This is a genomic window from Kribbella solani (genome assembly GCF_014205295.1).
GTDB classification, from domain to species: Bacteria; Actinomycetota; Actinomycetes; order Propionibacteriales; family Kribbellaceae; genus Kribbella; species Kribbella solani.
The window spans coordinates 3,307,264-3,324,259 of sequence record NZ_JACHNF010000001.1 but is presented as its reverse complement, the minus strand read 5'-3'; the positions used below and the strand labels follow the sequence as shown (position 1 = coordinate 3,324,259).

Annotated in this window: 20 protein-coding genes; 12 read left to right on the top strand and 8 right to left on the bottom strand. The window is 68.9% G+C overall.

The window, feature by feature from the left end:
• The first annotated feature begins 33 nt into the window (after positions 1-33).
• Together HDA44_RS14900 and HDA44_RS14895 are read left to right on the top strand one after the other, a co-directional pair.
• Positions 34-465: a carboxymuconolactone decarboxylase family protein gene (locus HDA44_RS14900; RefSeq protein WP_184834784.1), complete on the top strand. Its 432-nt coding sequence runs from the start codon at positions 34-36 to the stop codon at positions 463-465.
• Positions 414-1,289, top strand: a complete 876-nt coding sequence (locus HDA44_RS14895; RefSeq protein WP_202887376.1) for a sigma-70 family RNA polymerase sigma factor — start codon at positions 414-416, stop codon at positions 1,287-1,289. Before HDA44_RS14900 ends, HDA44_RS14895 begins: the two co-directional genes overlap by 52 nt.
• Here HDA44_RS14895 and HDA44_RS14890 read toward each other — a convergent pair.
• Positions 1,272-1,682 carry a DUF2000 family protein gene (locus HDA44_RS14890; RefSeq protein WP_184834782.1) on the bottom strand — a complete coding sequence of 137 codons (411 nt, stop codon included), beginning with the start codon at positions 1,680-1,682 and terminating at the stop codon, positions 1,272-1,274. The genes HDA44_RS14895 and HDA44_RS14890 overlap by 18 nt on opposite strands.
• 79 nt (positions 1,683-1,761) lie before the next feature.
• Between HDA44_RS14890 and HDA44_RS14885 the strand changes: the two genes are divergently transcribed.
• From HDA44_RS14885 to HDA44_RS14875, 3 genes are all read left to right on the top strand, one after another.
• Entirely contained in the window at positions 1,762-2,217 is a 456-nt protein-coding gene (locus tag HDA44_RS14885; RefSeq protein ID WP_184834780.1) for an Lrp/AsnC family transcriptional regulator, read from the top strand.
• A 10-nt stretch (positions 2,218-2,227) separates the two neighbouring features.
• Positions 2,228-2,971, top strand: coding sequence for a 3-oxoadipate enol-lactonase (gene pcaD, locus HDA44_RS14880; RefSeq protein WP_184834778.1), 744 nt, complete (start codon positions 2,228-2,230; stop codon positions 2,969-2,971).
• 72 nt (positions 2,972-3,043) lie between these two features.
• Positions 3,044-4,975 carry a TIGR03960 family B12-binding radical SAM protein gene (locus HDA44_RS14875; RefSeq protein WP_184834776.1) on the top strand — a complete coding sequence of 644 codons (1,932 nt, stop codon included), beginning with the start codon at positions 3,044-3,046 and terminating at the stop codon, positions 4,973-4,975.
• On the opposite strand, the gene HDA44_RS14870 is transcribed toward HDA44_RS14875, so the two are convergent.
• From HDA44_RS14870 to HDA44_RS14860, 3 genes are all read right to left on the bottom strand, one after another.
• Positions 4,972-5,349, bottom strand: a complete 378-nt coding sequence (locus HDA44_RS14870) for a hypothetical protein (RefSeq protein WP_184834774.1) — start codon at positions 5,347-5,349, stop codon at positions 4,972-4,974. The two genes, HDA44_RS14875 and HDA44_RS14870, sit on opposite strands and share 4 nt — an antisense overlap.
• A 96-nt stretch (positions 5,350-5,445) precedes the next feature.
• Complete coding sequence (locus HDA44_RS14865; protein ID WP_184834772.1) at positions 5,446-6,384, bottom strand: M56 family metallopeptidase; 939 nt, start codon at positions 6,382-6,384, stop codon at positions 5,446-5,448.
• Positions 6,381-6,758, bottom strand: coding sequence for a BlaI/MecI/CopY family transcriptional regulator (locus tag HDA44_RS14860; protein WP_184834770.1), 378 nt, complete (start codon positions 6,756-6,758; stop codon positions 6,381-6,383). The genes HDA44_RS14865 and HDA44_RS14860 overlap by 4 nt, the downstream gene beginning before the upstream one ends.
• A gap of 78 nt (positions 6,759-6,836) precedes the next feature.
• Between HDA44_RS14860 and HDA44_RS14855 the strand changes: the two genes are divergently transcribed.
• From HDA44_RS14855 to HDA44_RS14845, 3 genes are read left to right on the top strand one after another with little or no spacing between them, the layout of a single operon-like run.
• Positions 6,837-7,430 carry a phosphatase PAP2 family protein gene (locus HDA44_RS14855; protein WP_202887375.1) on the top strand — a complete coding sequence of 198 codons (594 nt, stop codon included), beginning with the start codon at positions 6,837-6,839 and terminating at the stop codon, positions 7,428-7,430.
• Positions 7,427-8,044: a DedA family protein gene (locus HDA44_RS14850; protein ID WP_184834766.1), complete on the top strand. Its 618-nt coding sequence runs from the start codon at positions 7,427-7,429 to the stop codon at positions 8,042-8,044. Before HDA44_RS14855 ends, HDA44_RS14850 begins: the two co-directional genes overlap by 4 nt.
• A complete protein-coding gene (locus HDA44_RS14845; protein WP_184834764.1) occupies positions 8,041-8,361 on the top strand; it encodes a hypothetical protein in 321 nt (106 codons plus the stop codon). The genes HDA44_RS14850 and HDA44_RS14845 overlap by 4 nt, the downstream gene beginning before the upstream one ends.
• 98 nt (positions 8,362-8,459) lie before the next feature.
• Here HDA44_RS14845 and HDA44_RS14840 read toward each other — a convergent pair whose 3' ends face one another.
• The 3 genes from HDA44_RS14840 to HDA44_RS14830 all read right to left on the bottom strand — a co-directional run bounded on the left by HDA44_RS14840 (position 8,460) and on the right by HDA44_RS14830 (position 11,267).
• The gene (locus HDA44_RS14840; protein ID WP_184834762.1) at positions 8,460-9,452 is read right to left on the bottom strand and encodes a GNAT family N-acetyltransferase; all 993 of its coding nucleotides are present in this window, start codon (positions 9,450-9,452) and stop codon (positions 8,460-8,462) included.
• A gap of 99 nt (positions 9,453-9,551) precedes the next feature.
• Positions 9,552-10,430, bottom strand: coding sequence for a prephenate dehydratase (locus tag HDA44_RS14835; protein WP_184834761.1), 879 nt, complete (start codon positions 10,428-10,430; stop codon positions 9,552-9,554).
• Between the two features lie 39 nt (positions 10,431-10,469).
• Entirely contained in the window at positions 10,470-11,267 is a 798-nt protein-coding gene (locus HDA44_RS14830; RefSeq protein WP_184834759.1) for a lysophospholipid acyltransferase family protein, read from the bottom strand.
• Between the two features lie 150 nt (positions 11,268-11,417).
• On the opposite strand from HDA44_RS14830, the gene HDA44_RS14825 reads away from it, so the two are divergent.
• Positions 11,418-13,286 (top strand): M64 family metallopeptidase, encoded by a 1,869-nt coding sequence (locus HDA44_RS14825; RefSeq protein ID WP_238352452.1) that lies wholly within the window; start codon positions 11,418-11,420, stop codon positions 13,284-13,286.
• Between the two features lie 176 nt (positions 13,287-13,462).
• On the opposite strand, the gene HDA44_RS37230 is transcribed toward HDA44_RS14825, so the two are convergent.
• Positions 13,463-13,609 (bottom strand): hypothetical protein, encoded by a 147-nt coding sequence (locus HDA44_RS37230; RefSeq protein WP_238352451.1) that lies wholly within the window; start codon positions 13,607-13,609, stop codon positions 13,463-13,465.
• A gap of 353 nt (positions 13,610-13,962) precedes the next feature.
• On the opposite strand from HDA44_RS37230, the gene HDA44_RS14820 reads away from it, so the two are divergent.
• The 3 genes from HDA44_RS14820 to HDA44_RS14810 all read left to right on the top strand — a co-directional run bounded on the left by HDA44_RS14820 (position 13,963) and on the right by HDA44_RS14810 (position 16,432).
• Positions 13,963-14,463, top strand: a complete 501-nt coding sequence (locus HDA44_RS14820) for an anthrone oxygenase family protein (RefSeq protein ID WP_184834757.1) — start codon at positions 13,963-13,965, stop codon at positions 14,461-14,463.
• 143 nt (positions 14,464-14,606) lie between these two features.
• Positions 14,607-15,533, top strand: coding sequence for a hypothetical protein (locus HDA44_RS14815; protein ID WP_184834755.1), 927 nt, complete (start codon positions 14,607-14,609; stop codon positions 15,531-15,533).
• A gap of 71 nt (positions 15,534-15,604) precedes the next feature.
• Positions 15,605-16,432 carry a TIGR03936 family radical SAM-associated protein gene (locus HDA44_RS14810; protein ID WP_184834753.1) on the top strand — a complete coding sequence of 276 codons (828 nt, stop codon included), beginning with the start codon at positions 15,605-15,607 and terminating at the stop codon, positions 16,430-16,432.
• Positions 16,433-16,996: the final 564 nt, after the last annotated feature.

Below are 16,996 nucleotides of genomic sequence, written 5' to 3'. Positions count from 1 at the left end.
GGCGCGGCCCGTCGTGTCGGTATGGAAGAACGGATGAACTTCAGCCAGGTTTCGCCGCGCGGTTTCAAAGCGGTGTACGGCGTGGAGAACTACGTGCAGAGCGTCCTGGACCAGACGCTGCTGCACCTGATCAAGGTCCGCGCGTCGATGCTCAACGGCTGCGCCTACTGCCTGAACATGCATACCACCGATGCCCTGAAGGAAGGCGAGACCAGCCAGCGCCTGTTCGGTCTGGCTGCGTGGCGGGAGTCGTCGTTCTACGACGAGCGCGAACGCGTCGCGCTGGCGCTGACCGATGCGGTCACGATCCTCGAGCGCACCGGCGTACCCGACGAGGCGTGGGACGGAGTCGTGGAGCACTTCGGCGAGGAGGGTGCCGCGAACGTCTTGCTTGCGATTGGCACCATCAACCTGTGGACCCGTCTGAACGTCGCGACCCGGAGGCAACCGGATCTCGCCGGGTGACCGTACTGGAGGAGTACCAGTCGGCGCGCGGCATGCTCGCGGGCCTCGCGTACCGGCTGCTGGGCAGCATGCACGACACCGAGGACGTGCTGCAGGAGGCGTACGTACGCTGGTCCGCCGCCGATCGCACCGAGGTCGCCGAGCCGCGCCGCTACCTGACCCGGGTGGTGACGCGGCTGGCGATCGACGTACTCCGGACGCGAAAGGCACGCCGCGAGAGCTACGTCGGCGAATGGCTCCCGGAGCCGGTGCCCGCGACCGTACTCGACCTCGATGACGTGTCGATGGCGCTGCTGCACCTGATGGAGCGGCTGACCCCACCACAGCGGGCCGTGTACGTGTTGCGTACCGCGTTCACGCTCCCGTACGACGAGATCGCCGAGATCCTGGACCGTACGCCGGAGGACTGCCGGCAGCTGCACCGCCGGGCGCTCCGCTCGGTCGACGCCGAGCCGCGATTCCAGCCGTCGCCGGCGGAACAACGCCGGCTGCTGCTGGACTTCGTCGCCGCTGCCCGGGACGGCGACCTGCCCCGGCTCGAATCGATGCTCAAGGCAACGGCCACTTCGTATACCGACGGCGGCGGGCTGCGCCGGACGGCCCGGAAACCGGTGACCGGCCGGGACCGGGTGGCGACCTTCTTCGCGCACATCTACGCGCATCCCGAGTTCACCGCGACCCCGATCGACCTGGTCACCGGCCCGGCCCTGCATGTCGTCGTCCGCGGCCGGCCGCACATCCTGACCGTCGACCGCGACGCGGACGGCATCACCGCCCTCCGGATCCTCGCGAACCCGGAGAAGCTGTCAGCGATAGAGCGGTAGCGAACCGGTGACCGAGTCGACGGCGGCGCGCGGGCCGTACAGGGCGAGACCCAGGTACTGGATGTCCTCCGGCTTCGTACCGCTGAGCGTCGCGGACATCTGGTCGTACGTACGGGCCTGCTGTGCCACCTGGTGCATGTCATGGATCGTGAGCTCGGCGTACGTCGCGGCGCGGGCGCGCAAGGACGCGAGTTTCGCGGCGGGCGCGCGGAGTACCGGAATCGGGTAGGCCGACATGCCGGTATGCGTCGCGCCGGACCCGTCGGCAGTGTCCGGGCCGACGCTGTCGTCGTGGTGGCGACCGAGGCCGACGCCGAGCAGCGCGGCGGTGTTGAGGGCCTCGCCGAGGGGAGCTTCGTTCGCGATCACCAGGACCATCTTGTTCGTCAGCACGCCGGTGAAGGTAGCCGACTGCACGGAATATCGGCGGCTGATCCGAACATCGTTCGGCGAATCTGCGAAACTAGAAGCTGTGGACGAACTTGATACGGCGCTGTTGCGGATGCTGCAGAACGACGCCCGCCGGACCAACCGGGAGATGGCGGCCGAGCTGGGGATCGCGCCGTCGACCTGCCTGGAGCGGATCCGCGGCCTGCGCGACCGCGGCGTGATCAGCGGGTACCACGCGGCCGTCGACCTGAAGGCGATCGACCGGTCGACCCAGGCGATCATCTCGATCAAGCTCCGGCCGCAGGCGATGGCGGTCGCGACCGCGTTCCAGGCGTACGTGATGGAGCTGCCGCAGACGCTCGCGATGTTCATGGTGTCCGGCGGCGCGGACTTCCTCGCCCATGTCGCGGTCAAGGACACCGAGGCGCTGCGCGATCTCGTCCTCGCGCTGGCGAAACGGCAGGAGATCGCCGACATCCGCAGTTCGGTCGTCTTCGAGCACCAGCGGCGCACGACGATCATGCCGTTGACTTCGTAGGGTGGGGGACATGCGACTCAACTACGTGCAGACCGGTCCGGCCGAGGCGCCCGTGGTGCTGCTCGGCTCGTCGCTCGGCGCCGACCACCGGATGTGGGCGCCGCAGCTCGACGTACTGTCCAAGCGCTTCCGGGTGGTGGCGTTCGATCATCGCGGGCACGGTGAGTCCGAGGCGCCCGATGGCCCGTACACGATCGAGGACCTGGGCGGTGACGTCCTGGAACTGCTCGACACGCTCGGCGCGGAGCAGGCCTCGTACGTCGGGATCTCCCTCGGCGGCGCGGTCGGCCTCTGGCTGGCGGAGAACGCGCCGGAGCGGTTCCACCGGTTCGCGCTCATCTGCCCGCCGTCGAACCCGGCCGAAACCCCGCAACCGTGGATCGACCGGGCCGCTCAGGTACGGGCCGAGGGCACCAAGGCGATCGCCGACGCCACTCTCGGCCGCTGGTTCCGGCCTGAATTCACCGAGACCGCGCCCGTCCGCGAGATGCTTCTCGCCTGCCCGACCGAGGGCTACGCCGCCTGCTGCGAGGCCCTGAGCACCACCAACCTGGTCCCCGCCCTCGGCGCCATCACCGCCCCTGTACTCCTGATCACGGCCGACTCCGACACGTCCGTCCCACCGGAAACCGTCGTCCCGCTGGCCGCCCAGATCCCTGGCGCGCACCTCGAAATCATCGAAAACGCCGCCCATCTGGTCACCTATTCGCACCCCGACGTCATCAACCCGCTGTTGCTCGCCCACCTCGCCTGAGCCGGCGATTCCAGCGTGCGCGACCCACGGCGTTAGTCTGGTAAACGCTCTGATCGCTGACTGGAAGTGCTTATGACTGTCGAATCGCTGTTCCCCCGCCTGGAGGCGCTGCTGCCGGGTGTGCAGAAGCCGATTCAGTACGTCGGTGGTGAATTGAACTCGGTCAGCAAGGAGTGGGACGCGGTCAGCGTCCGCTGGGCCCTGATGTACCCGGACGCGTACGAGGTGGGACTGCCCAACCAGGGCGTCCAGATCCTGTACGAAGTGCTGAACGAGCGGGATCACATCCTGGCCGAGCGGACCTACTCGGTCTGGCCGGACATGGAGCAGGTGATGCGGGACAACGCGATCCCGCAGTTCACGCTGGACAGCCACCGGCCGGTGCGCGCGTTCGACGTGTTCGGGCTGTCGTTCTCGACCGAGCTCGGGTACACGAACATGCTGACCGCGCTGGACCTGGCCGGCATCCCGCTGCACGCGGTCGACCGCACCGACGAGGACCCGATCGTGCTGGCCGGTGGGCACGCGGCGTTCAACCCGGAGCCGATCGCCGACTTCGTCGACGCCGCGGTGATGGGTGACGGCGAGGAGATCGTGCTGGCGATCTCCGAGGTGATCCGGGAGTGGAAGGACGAGGGCCGCCCCGGTGGCCGGGACGAGGTGCTGCTCCGGCTGGCGAAGTCCGGCGGCGTGTACATCCCGAAGTTCTTCACCGTCGACTACCTTCCGGACGGCCGGATTCAGCGCGTCACGCCGAACCGTCCCGGCGTACCGTTCCGGACCGCGAAGCACACGGTGATGGACCTGGACGCGTGGCCGTACCCGAAGAAGCCGCTGGTACCGCTGGCCGAGACCGTGCACGAGCGGTTCTCGGTGGAGATCTTCCGCGGGTGTACGCGCGGCTGCCGGTTCTGCCAGGCGGGCATGATCACCCGGCCGGTGCGCGAGCGCAGCATCACCACGATCGGTGCGATGGTCGAGAACGGCCTGAAGCAGTCCGGGTTCGAGGAGGTCGGCCTGCTCAGCCTGTCGTCGGCCGACCACAGCGAGATCGCGGACGTCGCGAAGGGCCTCGGCGACCAGTACGAGGGCAGCAACGTCTCGCTGTCGCTGCCGTCGACCCGGGTCGATGCCTTCAACATCACGCTGGCGAACGAGTTCTCCCGCAACGGCCGGCGGAGCGGGCTGACGTTCGCGCCCGAGGGCGGCTCGGACCGGATGCGCAAGGTGATCAACAAGATGGTCACCGAGGAGGACCTGATCCGTACCGTCGCCGCCGCGTACAGCCACGGCTGGCGGCAGGTGAAGCTGTACTTCATGTGCGGTCTGCCGACCGAGACCGACGAGGACGTACTGGCGATCGCGGACCTGGCGAAAAAGGTGATCGCGACCGGGCGGGAGGCGTCCGGCCGGCGGGACATCCGCTGCACGGTGTCGATCGGCGGGTTCGTACCGAAGCCGCACACGCCGTTCCAGTGGGCCGCGCAGCTCGGCTCGGAGGAGACCGACGCCCGGCTGGCGAAGCTCAGCGCGGCGATCCGGTCGGACAAGAACTACGCGAAGGCGATCGGTTTCCGGTACCACGACGGCAAGCCCGGCATCGTCGAAGGCCTGCTGTCCCGCGGCGACCGTCGCATCGGCCGCGTGATCGAGGCGGTCTGGCGCGACGGCGGACGGTTCGACGGCTGGAGCGAGCACTTCTCGTACGACCGCTGGATCGAGAGCACCGAGAAGGCGCTCGCCGACGAGCCGGTCGACCTGGCCTGGTACACCACGCGGGAGCGCGAGTACGCCGAGGTACTGCCGTGGGACCACCTGGACTCCGGGCTGGACCGCGACTGGCTGTGGGAGGACTGGCAGGACTCACTCGAGGAGGACGGCGCGATCGAGGTGGAGGACTGCCGGTGGACACCGTGCTTCGACTGCGGCGTCTGCCCCCAGATGGGCACCGAAATCCAGATCGGCCCCACCGGCAAGAAGCTCCTACCTCTGTCGGTCGTCTAGTTGCAGTAGTACGCCGGTGTCGGCGTCGTTTCGGTCTGGTTCTGCCAGTGCGCGACGCCGACGTAGTACCCGCAGCCGGTGCCGCCGTCGAACCAGGCGCCGCCGCCGGAGTACGCGTAGGTCTCGGCGACCGTGCTGAACGGACCGGATGCGCTGGCGCCCTTCTGTAGCTCCACGCGGACCTCGGTGACGCTGTTGGAGCACCCTTCCAGGCCGACGGCGACGAACAACATCGACGCCGAGTAGCCGACCGACTTGGCCGTCACCAGGTCACAGGCGGCCGTCGACGCTGTCGAGGCCTGAGCCGGTGCGGCCACCATCAGTCCGGCTGCCGCCGCGGCGGTTGCGGCTACCGCGCTTACGAGCTTCCTCATCTGCACACCCTCCGGTTGATAATTTACAGAGAGTCAGCAGATTAGGTCATTGAGTAACGTCCGTCGACCCCTTCGACCGTACTGAAAGCAGCCGGATCAGGTGTGGTGTACGGCCGCCGGGCGCTCGGCGTGCTCGAACAGGCTCTCGCCGGTGTGCTGCACCGCTGCAGCCGGCAGCGAACCGATTGCGAAGACGGCGATCGCGGCCACAATCAACACCGGCCGACGACGCGGCGGCGGAGCAAGCAACCCCCGAACCCGAGCCTCCAGATCACCCCCAGTCGCCCCGGCAACAGGCTGACCGGCGGCCGGCGCCGAGGGGGTGAAGTGAGTTTGTAACTGAACAACGCGGACCAGTGTCTCGGCGACCAATCGTCGGTCGCCTACTGCTCGCGCGGCGTCTTCGTCGGCCCAGCGCTCGGCGGCGGTCGCGGCGGCGCGTGCGGCTGGACGCAGGAGTGGGTTGACGGCGGCGGTCAGCCCGGCTGCCAGGTTCCACCAGGCGTGATGATGCGCCAGATGCGAGTTCTCATGCGCGAGCAGTACCTTCCGCTCGCGATGATCGAGCGCGCGCAGCAAACCGCTCGTCACGATCACCCGTCCGGCCGGTTGCGGCGTACTGAAAGCATCCGGCCGCTCATCGTCCAGTACGACCAGATCGCCAACCGGCCGAAGCCCGCGGCACGCGCGATGTACGGCGATCAGCGCCCGCGCCTGACGCAGCCCAGCGACCAGGAACGATCCAAGCGCGATCATCACCAAACAACCGCTCACCGCGGCAGGCCAAGCCGGCACCGGACTGTCGCTCCGAAGCGCCGCAGGCGACCACGCGCCCTGCTGCGCGACCAGCGGGAACTGCCCGATCCACGTGAACGCCAGCACGGCAAGGATGAACACCCCACTGGCCGCCGCGAGCAGATTGCCCACGACCAGCAGCACCGTCGCGACCGACGGCACCAACCGCCGGCTCGCGGCCGGCGCGATCAACGCGTACCCAACTATCGCGATCAGCCCGAGCGCCGCGGCGGTCGTCATGACGCCCGCTCGTCGGTCGCCAGGAGATCCACCAGCAGCTGGGACTCCTCCCGGGACAGCCCGCGGGCGAACCGAGTCAGCACCGCCGCGCGATCGCCGCGCTCGTCCAGCAGCCGATGGATCTGATGCGCCGTGACCTCCGCCGCGTCGACAACAGCCGTGTACGCGTACGAACGGCCGACGCGCTTCCGGGTCGCGAGGCCCTTCGTGGCCATCCGCGCCAGCACGGTCATCACGGTCGTGTACGCCAGCTCACCGCCGAGCGCGTCACGTACGTCGGTGGTGGTCATCGCCCGGCCGCCCGCGGCCAGCGCGGCGAACACCTGCTGCTCCAGATCGCCCCGCCCGCGACTCTGGCTCCGGGATGCCGGCACCGACGTCTCCTCACGACTACTACAGACAAGGTAGTAGCATTTCAGCTACTACCCGAATTGTAGTAGATGGGGGCTACGGTGAATCGCTGGTTGTTCGGGCAGATCAACGAGTTCGCGGAGGCCACGCCGTGGCTGCACGGCCCGGCCCAGGCGTACGCGAACTACGGCGTCGTACTGTTCGGCGTGCTCCTGGTCGCGGGCTGGTGGGTGGCGCGGCGATCCGGGCAGGTGAAGGGGGTGGCCGCGGCGATCGCGGCGGGTGGTGCGACCCTGTTGGCTGTGGCTGTGAATCAACCGATCGTGCACGCGGTGCACGAGGCACGCCCGTACACGACGCTGCCGAACATCCTGGTGCTCGCGAACCGGAGCACCGACCCGTCGTTCCCGTCGGACCACGCGACGATGGCCGGCGCGGTCGCGGTCGGGCTGTGGATCGTGAACCGGCGGCTCGGGATCATCGCGGCCGCCGCCGCGGTGCTGATGGCGTTCACCCGGGTGTACATCGCGGCGCACTTCCCGGCCGATGTCGTGGCCGGCCTGCTGCTGGGCGGGATTGTTGCCCTCGGCACCTGGTTGTTGCTGCGCCGGCCACTGACCTGGGCGGTCGAGGCGGTCGCGACGACCAGGTTGCGTCCGGTGCTGGTCGACGTCCGGCGGCCGCGCCTGCCATGAAAGGGCTGACTGACTGGCTGCTCGGTCTGCACGGGGCGGCCGTGTACGGCGTGGTCGGGCTGCTGGTGTTCGCCGAGGACGCGTTGTTCGTCGGCTTCGTACTACCCGGTGAGACGGCGGCCGTACTCGGCGGCGTGATCGCCGCGCTCGGGCACGCGTCGTTGCCGATCGTGCTGGTGGTGGTGATCGGCGCCGCGATCCTCGGCGACACGGTCGGGTACGAGGTCGGGCGCTTCTTCGGGCCGAAGCTGCTGTCGAGCCGGTTGGTGAAAGGCCGGTCGGGGCGGCTCGACGCGGCCCGCAAACAACTCGCCGAGCGCGGCGGCACGGCCGTGTTCCTCGGCCGGTTCGTCGCGTTCTTCCGGGCCACGATGCCGGCTCTCGCGGGCATGTCCGGGATGCGGTACCTGAAGTTCCTCAGCTTCAACGCGGCCGGCGGGATCGTCTGGGGCACGGGCGTCGTCCTGCTCGGGTACCTGGCCGGCCATTCGTACGCCAAGGTCGAGAAGACCTTCGGGCGGGTCGCCGCGCTGGCCGTCGCGGCGATCGTGATCGTGGTCTTCGTGATCTGGCGCGTCCGCCGCCACCGCGCGGAACGGGTCGCCGCCGAGTGACCGGCGCACCGAAACGCACCGCGTGGCTGGTGCTGACCATCGGCGCGTTCGTCGGGCTGCTGGCCTGGGTGTTCCCGGACGCGATCGACCATCGCGGGCAGATCGATGCCGCAGGCACCCAAATGGCGCGCTGCACGGCCGCGTCCGAGCACTATCACGACGGCCGGGTGCAGGTGCTGCATCACCTGGCCCGGTGCGCGCGGGCCAACACCCGGGTCCGCGGCGAACTCCGCGACGAGGTCCCGGCCGCGGCCATCATCGTGCTCACCATCGCCGGTAGCTGGCAGCTGGTCAGTCGGCGGCGGGCGCGGGTCTAGGGCGGGCGTGGGATTCGAGCGTGCTCGGGTCTAAGGTCCGGCGTGGGGTTCGAGCGTTCCGGGTCTAGGGTCGGCGTGGGGTTCGAGCGTGCTTGGGTTCAGAGGGTTCGTTCCCAGATGGTGCGCTGGGCGACCGGGCGGAAACCCAGCTTGGTGTTGACGGCGATCATCGGGGCGTTCTCGGGCGCGTTCCAGGTGTGCAGTACGGCCTTGCGCGCGACGCCGGCCTGTAGTGCGCGCAGGTTCGGCGCCTTGACGGCGATGCCGAGCCGGTTCCCGCGATGCGATCGGCGTACGTACGTGTCGTACTGATTCAGCCGATCGGGCGTTTCCGGCGTGCCGCCCATCTGGGTGTACGCGGCGAGCTCGCCGGACGCGGTGTGTACGGCGGCGGTGGTGTACGTGAACCGCCCTTGCGCGACCCGGCGCGCTTCCGCGTTCCGTACCAGCTCAGGCGTCCAGTGGATCGGCTCGTCCGTACGGTCGCCGGTCGGTACGTCCTCGCTCATGCCACTCAGCAACTCGACGAACTGCGGCATCCACTCGTCCGGCGTGTGCTCACGCCATTGCACGATCTCGTACCCGTCAACTGGTTGATCCAGGCGGTCCAGCGCGGCCTCATCCAGTGGCAGCTCAGCCACCTGGTGCAACTCGGCGTGCTTCTGCACGAACCCACGCGCGGCCGCGAACCGCGTACCCGGACTGGCTCCCGTCACCGGATCACCCGCCGTGTTCGTCCCCGACAAGATCCGCCGCCCCGCCGCTTTCGCCTGATCCGCCGCAACCTCCAGCAACCGGCTGCCCACCCCACGCCGCCGATACTCCGGCACCACCGCGAGCTCGACGTCCACCGTGTCGGTGTTCCCCACCAGCCACCAGTCCAGCCAAGCCACCCCCAGCCAGACATCCCCGTCCACCAGCCCAAGCCCAGTAGCCCGCACATCCGCATGCTCCCGAGCCATCACCACCCGAGCCTCCTCAACCCCCAACCCCACCGGAAACTCAAGCTCCTCCCGCCGAACCCCGAACTTCACCCCATAAAACCGCCCGAAAACATCCACATCCCGCCCATCAACCCCAACAATCTCCATCCCCGAACCCTAACCACCGCCAGGCCTGCTCGCTGGCGGTTTGTTTGACCGCTGACTTGTTACAGCCGGTCAGCGGTGCAACAACCCGTCACCCGGACCCTAGTGATGAGGGCGGAGGGCTCTGTTGGCGGCTGGTTCGGCGATGGTGGCTCGGAAGGGGTGGGCGGGGTAGACGCCGAGGAGGCGGACCTCGACGGAGAAGAAGGCGAGTTCTTCGAGGGCGAGGGCTACGTTGGGGTCTTCGGGGTGGCCTTCGATGTCGGCGTAGAACTGGGTGGCGAAGAACATGCCGCCCAGTTGGTACGACTCCAGCTTCGTCATGTTCACGCTGTTCGTCGCGAAACCGCCGAGTGCCTTGTACAGCGCGGCGGACACGTTGCGGACGCGGTACACGAAGGACGTGATGATCGGGCCGGAGCCGACCGGGGGGATCTCGGGTTCGCGGGAGAGGACCAGGAAGCGGGTGGTGTTGTGGTGCTCGTCCTCGACGTCGGACGCGAGGGTCTCCAGGCCGTACAGCCCGGCGGCGGCCCGCGGTGAGAGCGACGCGACGGTCGGGTCGCCGAGCTCGGAGACCTCGCGGGCCGCGCCGGCGGTGTCGTCGGCGACGACGGTCGACCAGCCGTGCTCGCGGATGATCTTCCGGCACTGCCCGAGCGCGTGTACGTGGCTGCGGACCGTCTTGATCCGATCCAGCGAAGTCCCGGGCACACCGAGCAACTGGAAGTGGATCGGCAGGAAGTACTCACCGACGATGTGCAGCCCGGACTCCGGCAGCAGGTGGTGGATGTCCGCGACCCGCCCGGCGATCGAGTTGTCCACCGGGATCATCGCGAGACCGGCGCGCCCGCTGCTGACCGCCTCGAGCGCGTCCTCGAACGTCGTACACGGCAACTGCTCGCGCTCGGGGAACATGTCGGTGCACGCCATCGCCGAGTTGGCGCCTGGCTCACCCTGATATGCGATCGGTCCGTCCACGATCTACCAGACTAGACCCACCGCATCTCACCAACCGGATCAGGTGTCCGTCTTGCGGACCCGATCCGGCGCCCCGGTCACCGCGCGGCCCTCCAGCGCCTTGGCCTTGGTGGCGTACATGTCCAGGTACTCCTGCCCGGACAGCTCCATGATCTTGTACATGATCTCGTCGGTGACCGCCCGCAGGATCAGCCGGTCGCTTTCCATCCCCTCGTACCGGGAGAAGTCCAGCGGCTCACCGAACTTCACCGTCGGGGACGCGAACGACGCCACGATCTTGCCCGGCGGGGCGACCACGTCCGTACCGATCACGCCGCACGGGATCACCGGCACCTTCGCCTCCAGCGCCAGCCGCGCCACCCCGGTACGCCCCTTGTACAGCCGGCCGTCGTGCGAGCGGGTGCCCTCCGGGTAGATCCCGAACAGCTCGCCGCGCTCCAGCACCTTCATCCCGGCCCGCATCGCGCCCTCCGACGCCGAACCGCCGGACCGGTCGATCGGGACCTGCCCGGTGCCCTTGAAGAACCCGCGCTGGAACCGGCCCTTGATCCCGGCGCCGGTGAAGTAGTCCGACTTCGCCACGAACGTCACCCGGCGGCGTAGCGCCAGCGGCATGAAGATCCAGTCCGCGTACGAGAGGTGGTTGCTGGCGATGATCGCGGCGCCGGTGGCCGGGATGTGCTCGGCACCGACCACGTTCGGCCGGAAGACGCGTTTGACCGGCGGCCCGACGACCAGGTTCTTCAGCACCCAGTAGATGCCCTTGCCATCGCCGTCGCCGGCATCCACGACCGCTTGGTCCGGCTCGCGCCGCGGCGACTGCGCCGGTTCCGTCATCGGTGTCCTCTCCTCACACTTTCCCCGACCCCTCATGATGCCGCACGCGGACCCGGTTCGGCGCCAGGTCGCCACGCGGAAGGTCCTGACGTACTCGGGCCCGCCTTCGTAAGCTGCTGACGTCAGCGTCGCCCAGCTGGTGGAGGAACCATGCGTACGAAGCTCCTGACCGTACTTGTCGTGCTGATCACGCTACCGCTGACCGCTCAGGCCGCACCGACCGCTCAGGCCGCACCGGGTGCTTGGGGCGCACCGGGTGCTTGGGGCGCGCCGGGTGACCGGGGTGCGACTGTGGTACGGGACGCGGCTGCTGTTCCGGAGGCGACTGTGGTGCCGGTGCAGGTCACCGGGCCGGCCGCGTCCCGGTTCAACCTGGTGGTGATGGGTGACGGCTACACCGCGGCCGAGCTGCCGAAGTTCCGCGAGCAGTTGGACAAGCACTTGAACATCCTCTGGAGCATCGAGCCGTTCAAGTCGTACCGGAACTACGTCAACGTGTACGCCGTCGAGATCGCCTCTCCGGAGAGCGGCGTGGACTGCGATCCAGGGCTGGATGCGCCGAAACGTGACACTCCGTTGCAGATGGGGTTCTGGGGCGGTTGTAATCCGGGCAGCGTGCAGCGCTTGCTGACAGTCAGCCAGGCGGCGGCGACGCGGTACGCCGATCTGGTTCCCGGTACCACCTCCGCCAATCGGCAGATCCTTGCTATCGGCAACAGCGCGACGTACGGCGGCGCGGGTGGTTCGTACGCCACTGCCTCGGGTGGCAACGCGCTTTCGGCTCTGATCACGCCGCACGAGCTCGGTCATTCGCTCGGTGGTCTGCAGGATGAGTACGACTACTACGCGCGCGGTGATCGCGGAGCGCCGTACCAGGGTCCGGAGCCGTCCTCGATTCATCACAGTCTGCTGACCGAGCAACAGATGCTGGACCAGCACAAGAAGTGGTTCCGCTGGCTGGGGGAGCAGTCCGAGTCGGGCGGCACGATCGGGCGGTACGAGGGCGGGATGTACGCCGGTTCGGGTGTCTGGCGGCCCAGCGCGCACTCGATGATGAAGGTCCTCGGGTACTACTTCGATCAGGTGTCGCGCGAGCGGATGACGCAGCGGTTGTCCGCGAAGGCGACCCTGTTCCAGGGGAGTACGCCGGCCGGCCCGGTCGCTGCTGACCAGGTGGTTTGGTTGCAGACATTGCACCCGGTCGATCACGAGCTGGACGTCACCTGGACGCTCGACGGTACGCCCCTGCCCACCGCCAACGCCCGCGCCGTCGACCTCGCCGCCCTGGACTTGGCGCCCGGAAAGCACACGCTGACGGCGTCGATTGTTGACAATACTACGTTCATCCGCGACCCAGCCGCCCGCCCAACGGCGACCCGCGCGTGGATTGTTGACAATAGCCAGTCGACCACGACCGCCTCGACCACCGCGCCAACCTCGACAGCCCCGCCGACGTTCGCCGCGTCGACGCCGACCGAGCATCCGGTCAGTGCGGACGAGGTCGTGTACGTGGAAACCACCCAGTCCGCGACAGCACAGCCGGCGATCACCTGGCGGCTCGATGGCGCCGTCGTGCCGAACCCGGGCAACGATCGGGATCTAGCCCTCGCGCCGCTCAAGCTGACCGGCCGGCACATCCTGACCGCGCAAGTCGGCGCCGACACCCTGGCCTGGCAGGTCGATGGCGTCGAACCGACAGTCACACCAACGATGTCGAAGCCGCTGCTGACCGTACAAAAGGCAAGCGGCCCCGAGTACGTCTACGACGACACGTTCACAATGGGACTGTCGGCAACGGACGACAACCCGGCTACGTCGTACCGGAGTTCCGCGTGGACGGAGACGGTTGGTACAACTACTACGGCTGGCCGACCGACGCATCCGCACCGTTCCGCTTCACGGCCGAGGGCACCGAGATCGACCAGCTGGTGTACGGCAAACTCGGCGTGCCGCGAGTGGTTCCGTGGGACAACGTGCCGTCCGGGTACGGGCGTCATCTGGTCGAGTACCGCGCGATAGATGCCACTGGCAACATTGGTACGCCCAAGCGGTTCGCGGTCACGCTCTTGCGCCCCGCGCCGGCCTGCACCAAAACGCTTACCGGTACGCACAATGGCCCGCTGTACTTGAGCTCCGGCGTCACTTGCCTGACCAACGCCACTGTCAACGGTCCGACCGTCGTTGCGGCCGGCGCGTCACTGATCGCGCGAGACAGTCGCCTCGCCGGACCAGTACGAGCCGACCGAGCCGCGGACCTGCAACTGCTCCGCTCGACCGTCATCGGCCCGGTCGGCGCCGACCGCACCAGCCGCAGCCTGGTCGTCGTCGGCAGCACGATCCAAGGCCCAGTCTCCGTCACCAACTCAAAGACAACTGAGCCCGCGGCCCTCGCCGGCAACACCGTCAACGGTCCACTGACCTGCTCGGCAAACACCCCAGCCCCGACAAACCTAGAGGCCCCCAACCACGTCACCGGCCCACGCACCGCCCAATGCACCAACTCCTAACCCAAACCAACCAACCCGCGCCGCCCGACCCGCCCCAACTGACCCAACCAAGCGGTCGCCGCCGACCGATCGGGCTGAGTGGGATGAGTGGTGCTGACATGGAAGTGAGTTTTGGCGACATGTTGTCGTGGGGCTGGGGCGCATAGCTTTTCCGGTGCGGGGAGTTCCCGCCGTACTGGAGGAGTGAGATGAACGGACTGCGGGTGGCGGCACTGATGGCGGCCACGATGACGACGGGCCTGGTGGCCGGGGTGTACGGGATCTACGCGAACGCGTTCATGCCCGGTCTGGCGACGACCGACGACAAGACTTTCGTGAGCGCGTTCCAGGCGGTCGACCGGGCGATCGTGAACCCGCTGTTCCTCGGACTCGGCTTCGTCGGCGCGCTGTTGTTCACGGTGCTGGCCGGCGCGGTCAGTCTGAAGGAGAAGGCGCTGCCGTGGATCGCGATCGCGTTCGCGCTGTACCTGGTGTCGATGATCGTCACGGTCGCGGTGAACGTACCGATGAACGACGCGCTGAAGGCGGCCGGTGACCCGGGCTCGATCGATGTCGCGGCGGTCCGGGCGGCGTTCGACGAGTCGAAGTGGCGGACCTTCAACCTGGTCCGCACGGTCCTGGCGACCGTGTCGTTCGGCTTCCTCGGCTGGGCGCTCTACCTGACCGGCAAATCCGCCGCCCAGCCCTGAACCCCACCCGGCCCCCGCACTCGCCGGCAAGCGAACGGGTTCGGAGGGATGCAGTATCACTTTATTTCCGGCTACTGTTCGCCCGAGTTAGACCCGGATAGGCAGTGGAGCCGGGGGAGGCGGGGAAGCCTGGGGAGGTAGGGGTGGCGGGCGACGCGGTTGGTGGGGTGGCGTCGGGGGACGGGGTTCAGGGGGACGTGGATTCGCGCGACTGGTGGGATCATCGGCCGGTCTTCTCCACCGTCGACAAGGGTGGCCGGATCACCGGCCTGGCCCCGAGCGAGCGGCCCGGGCGGCTGACCGGACGCCTGTTGATCTCGTCGGCGCTGTGCTTCATCGGCTGGGGGATCGCGAGTCTGCTGGGTACGTCACTGCTCTGCGGCGGCACGTCCGCGCCCGCCGGCAGTTGCGCCGTCGACGTACCGGGTGACGTCCCGGTCGTCTGGGCGATCGTCGCGGCGGTCGTCGGGGGGTACCTGACCCTCTTCGTCACCACAGACGTCACCGAACAAGCAAGGCAACGCTTCGGGCAGCGCCGGGCCGCGTCGTTCCTCCGATCGGCGCCGCTGCTCGCCGGACTGTTTGCCGGCGCAGCTATCTCTGTCGTCACCGCACTGCGGATCGACACCGCCGAGACGATCCGGCGGACCACCCAGGGCCTGATCGGCACCGAGGCCATCGCGATCTCGGCGGCCCTCGCGGTTCTGGCCGGTCTGTGGTGGGTCGCCGTGATGCTGCGGCTGCCCGGCGCCCTGCTGCACGCGTACCAGCGGCAGACGACGATCGACCGGCTCCGGCGGGACGGACGCCGGTACGGCGGGCAGGTACGGCTCGGAGACATCGTCTACTGGCTCGGCAACAATCCCGAGCTCAACGTCACCATCGAGTACGACTCGCCGGCCGGGCATCACCAGCGCCGGGCACGGATGCGTACGTCACCTGATCGGGTCCCTACCGACGGCAGCCGCGTGATCGTGTACGACGACCTGCGCGGCGACGTACACGTCGAGCTGGACCGCGCCGCCGGGCCGGTCTGGGCGCCGGAAGCGCGGTACACCCCGTCGGAGTGAGCGCGGGGGCGCGCGAGCCCGACCGCGTCACCGGGCGGACGTTGCCGCGCGCTGTTTGAGAGACTGTGCGCGTGCCACCAGTTCAAGCTCCGCCGTCGCAGCAGCTGCCTGCGGTCCAGAAGCTCCGGGTCCGGTTCGCCAAGCGGGGGCGGCTGCGATTCACCTCACACCGCGACTTCCAGCGGGCGTTCGAGCGCGCCGTCCGCCGGGCCGGGCTGCCGGTGGCCTTCTCGCACGGCTTCAGCCCGCACCCGAAGATCTCGTACGCGGGCGCCGCGCCGACCGGGGCAGCCTCGGAAGCCGAGTACCTGGAGATATCGCTCACACAGGAGCGGGACGCCGAGCAGGTCCGGGCGGCACTGGACGAAGCGCTGCCGCCGGGGCTGGACGTGCTCGAGGTAGTGGTCGCCGGGCCGGGTGGGCTGGCCGAGCGGCTCGAAGCCAGCGAGTGGCAGATCGCGTTGCCCGGAGTCGATCCGGAGACCGCCGGGGCGGCGGTCGAGGCGTTCCTCGGCCGGGAGGAAATTCCGGTCGAGCGCATGACCAAACGCGGACTTCGCTCGTTCGACTGTCGGGCAGCCGTTCTCCGACTCACCGTCGCGAGTGAACCGGGGCCGGTTGCGACGTGTGCGATACTGCAAGTGGTGTTACGGCACGGAACCCCGGCCGTGAGACCCGACGACGTTCTCGCCGGCGTGCGCGAGGTGGCGACGCTCCCGGTGACGGGCCCGGCTCTTTTGACCAGGCTCGCCCAGGGCCCGCTCACCGCGGACACCGGCACGGTGGAAGATCCGCTCGCTCGTGACCGCGACGCCAACCAGGCGACCGCGACCGGCCAGGCAGATCCCCACCAGACGCACACAGCGGAGGGCGACGCCGCCGCTTCCTCTGTGCCCTGAGCGCGGGCGGAGCGGATCCAGCAGGCTTCCGCCACGTTGCGGCCCCGAGTAGTCCGGGGGCCAGGCGCGGCGAACCGTGACCGCCTTGTGGCAGCGCCCGGACCCGTGACAGGGGTCGCAGGATGCGCCGGAGGGCTTGAGGAGACCGCACTACATGCTCGACAACGAGCCGACCACCGACGCAGCCGAAACGACTGCCACCGACCAGCCCGCCCCTTCCGCGCGCCGCGGCGCGAAGAAGGCGCCGGCCGCGAAGAAGACCACCACCACGCGCAAGCGCACGGTGAAGAAGACCGCCGAGCCGGGCCCCGCCGCAGAGGCGACCCAGGCCGCCGAGGCGGTCCCGACCCAGGCCGACGACCGGTCCGCCGACCCGGCTCCGGTCAAGAAGGCCGCCGCGAAGACGGCCGCCAAGGCCGCCGCGAAGAAGGCGCCGGCCGCGAAGAAGACCGCCGCCAAGGCCCCGGCCAAGAAGGCCACCAAGCGCGTCGCCAAGAAGGTGGCCGCCCAGGACACCCTCCCGGACGTCACCGCCGAGGCCGCCTCCACCGTGGACGCGGGCCC

What these genes read in the sequence shown, in the direction of transcription:
- HDA44_RS14900 (WP_184834784.1), top strand. Translation starts at nt 34, where the DNA reads ATGAACTTCAGCCAGGTTTCGCCGCGCGGTTTCAAAGCGGTGTACGGC.
- pcaD (WP_184834778.1), top strand. Translation starts at nt 2,228, where the DNA reads ATGCGACTCAACTACGTGCAGACCGGTCCGGCCGAGGCGCCCGTGGTG.
- HDA44_RS14875 (WP_184834776.1), top strand. Translation starts at nt 3,044, where the DNA reads ATGACTGTCGAATCGCTGTTCCCCCGCCTGGAGGCGCTGCTGCCGGGT.
- HDA44_RS14870 (WP_184834774.1), bottom strand. Translation starts at nt 5,349, where the DNA reads ATGAGGAAGCTCGTAAGCGCGGTAGCCGCAACCGCCGCGGCGGCAGCC.
- HDA44_RS14865 (WP_184834772.1), bottom strand. Translation starts at nt 6,384, where the DNA reads ATGACGACCGCCGCGGCGCTCGGGCTGATCGCGATAGTTGGGTACGCG.
- HDA44_RS14850 (WP_184834766.1), top strand. Translation starts at nt 7,427, where the DNA reads ATGAAAGGGCTGACTGACTGGCTGCTCGGTCTGCACGGGGCGGCCGTG.
- HDA44_RS14840 (WP_184834762.1), bottom strand. Translation starts at nt 9,452, where the DNA reads ATGGAGATTGTTGGGGTTGATGGGCGGGATGTGGATGTTTTCGGGCGG.
- HDA44_RS14830 (WP_184834759.1), bottom strand. Translation starts at nt 11,267, where the DNA reads ATGACGGAACCGGCGCAGTCGCCGCGGCGCGAGCCGGACCAAGCGGTC.
- HDA44_RS14825 (WP_238352452.1), top strand. Translation starts at nt 11,418, where the DNA reads ATGCGTACGAAGCTCCTGACCGTACTTGTCGTGCTGATCACGCTACCG.
- HDA44_RS14820 (WP_184834757.1), top strand. Translation starts at nt 13,963, where the DNA reads ATGAACGGACTGCGGGTGGCGGCACTGATGGCGGCCACGATGACGACG.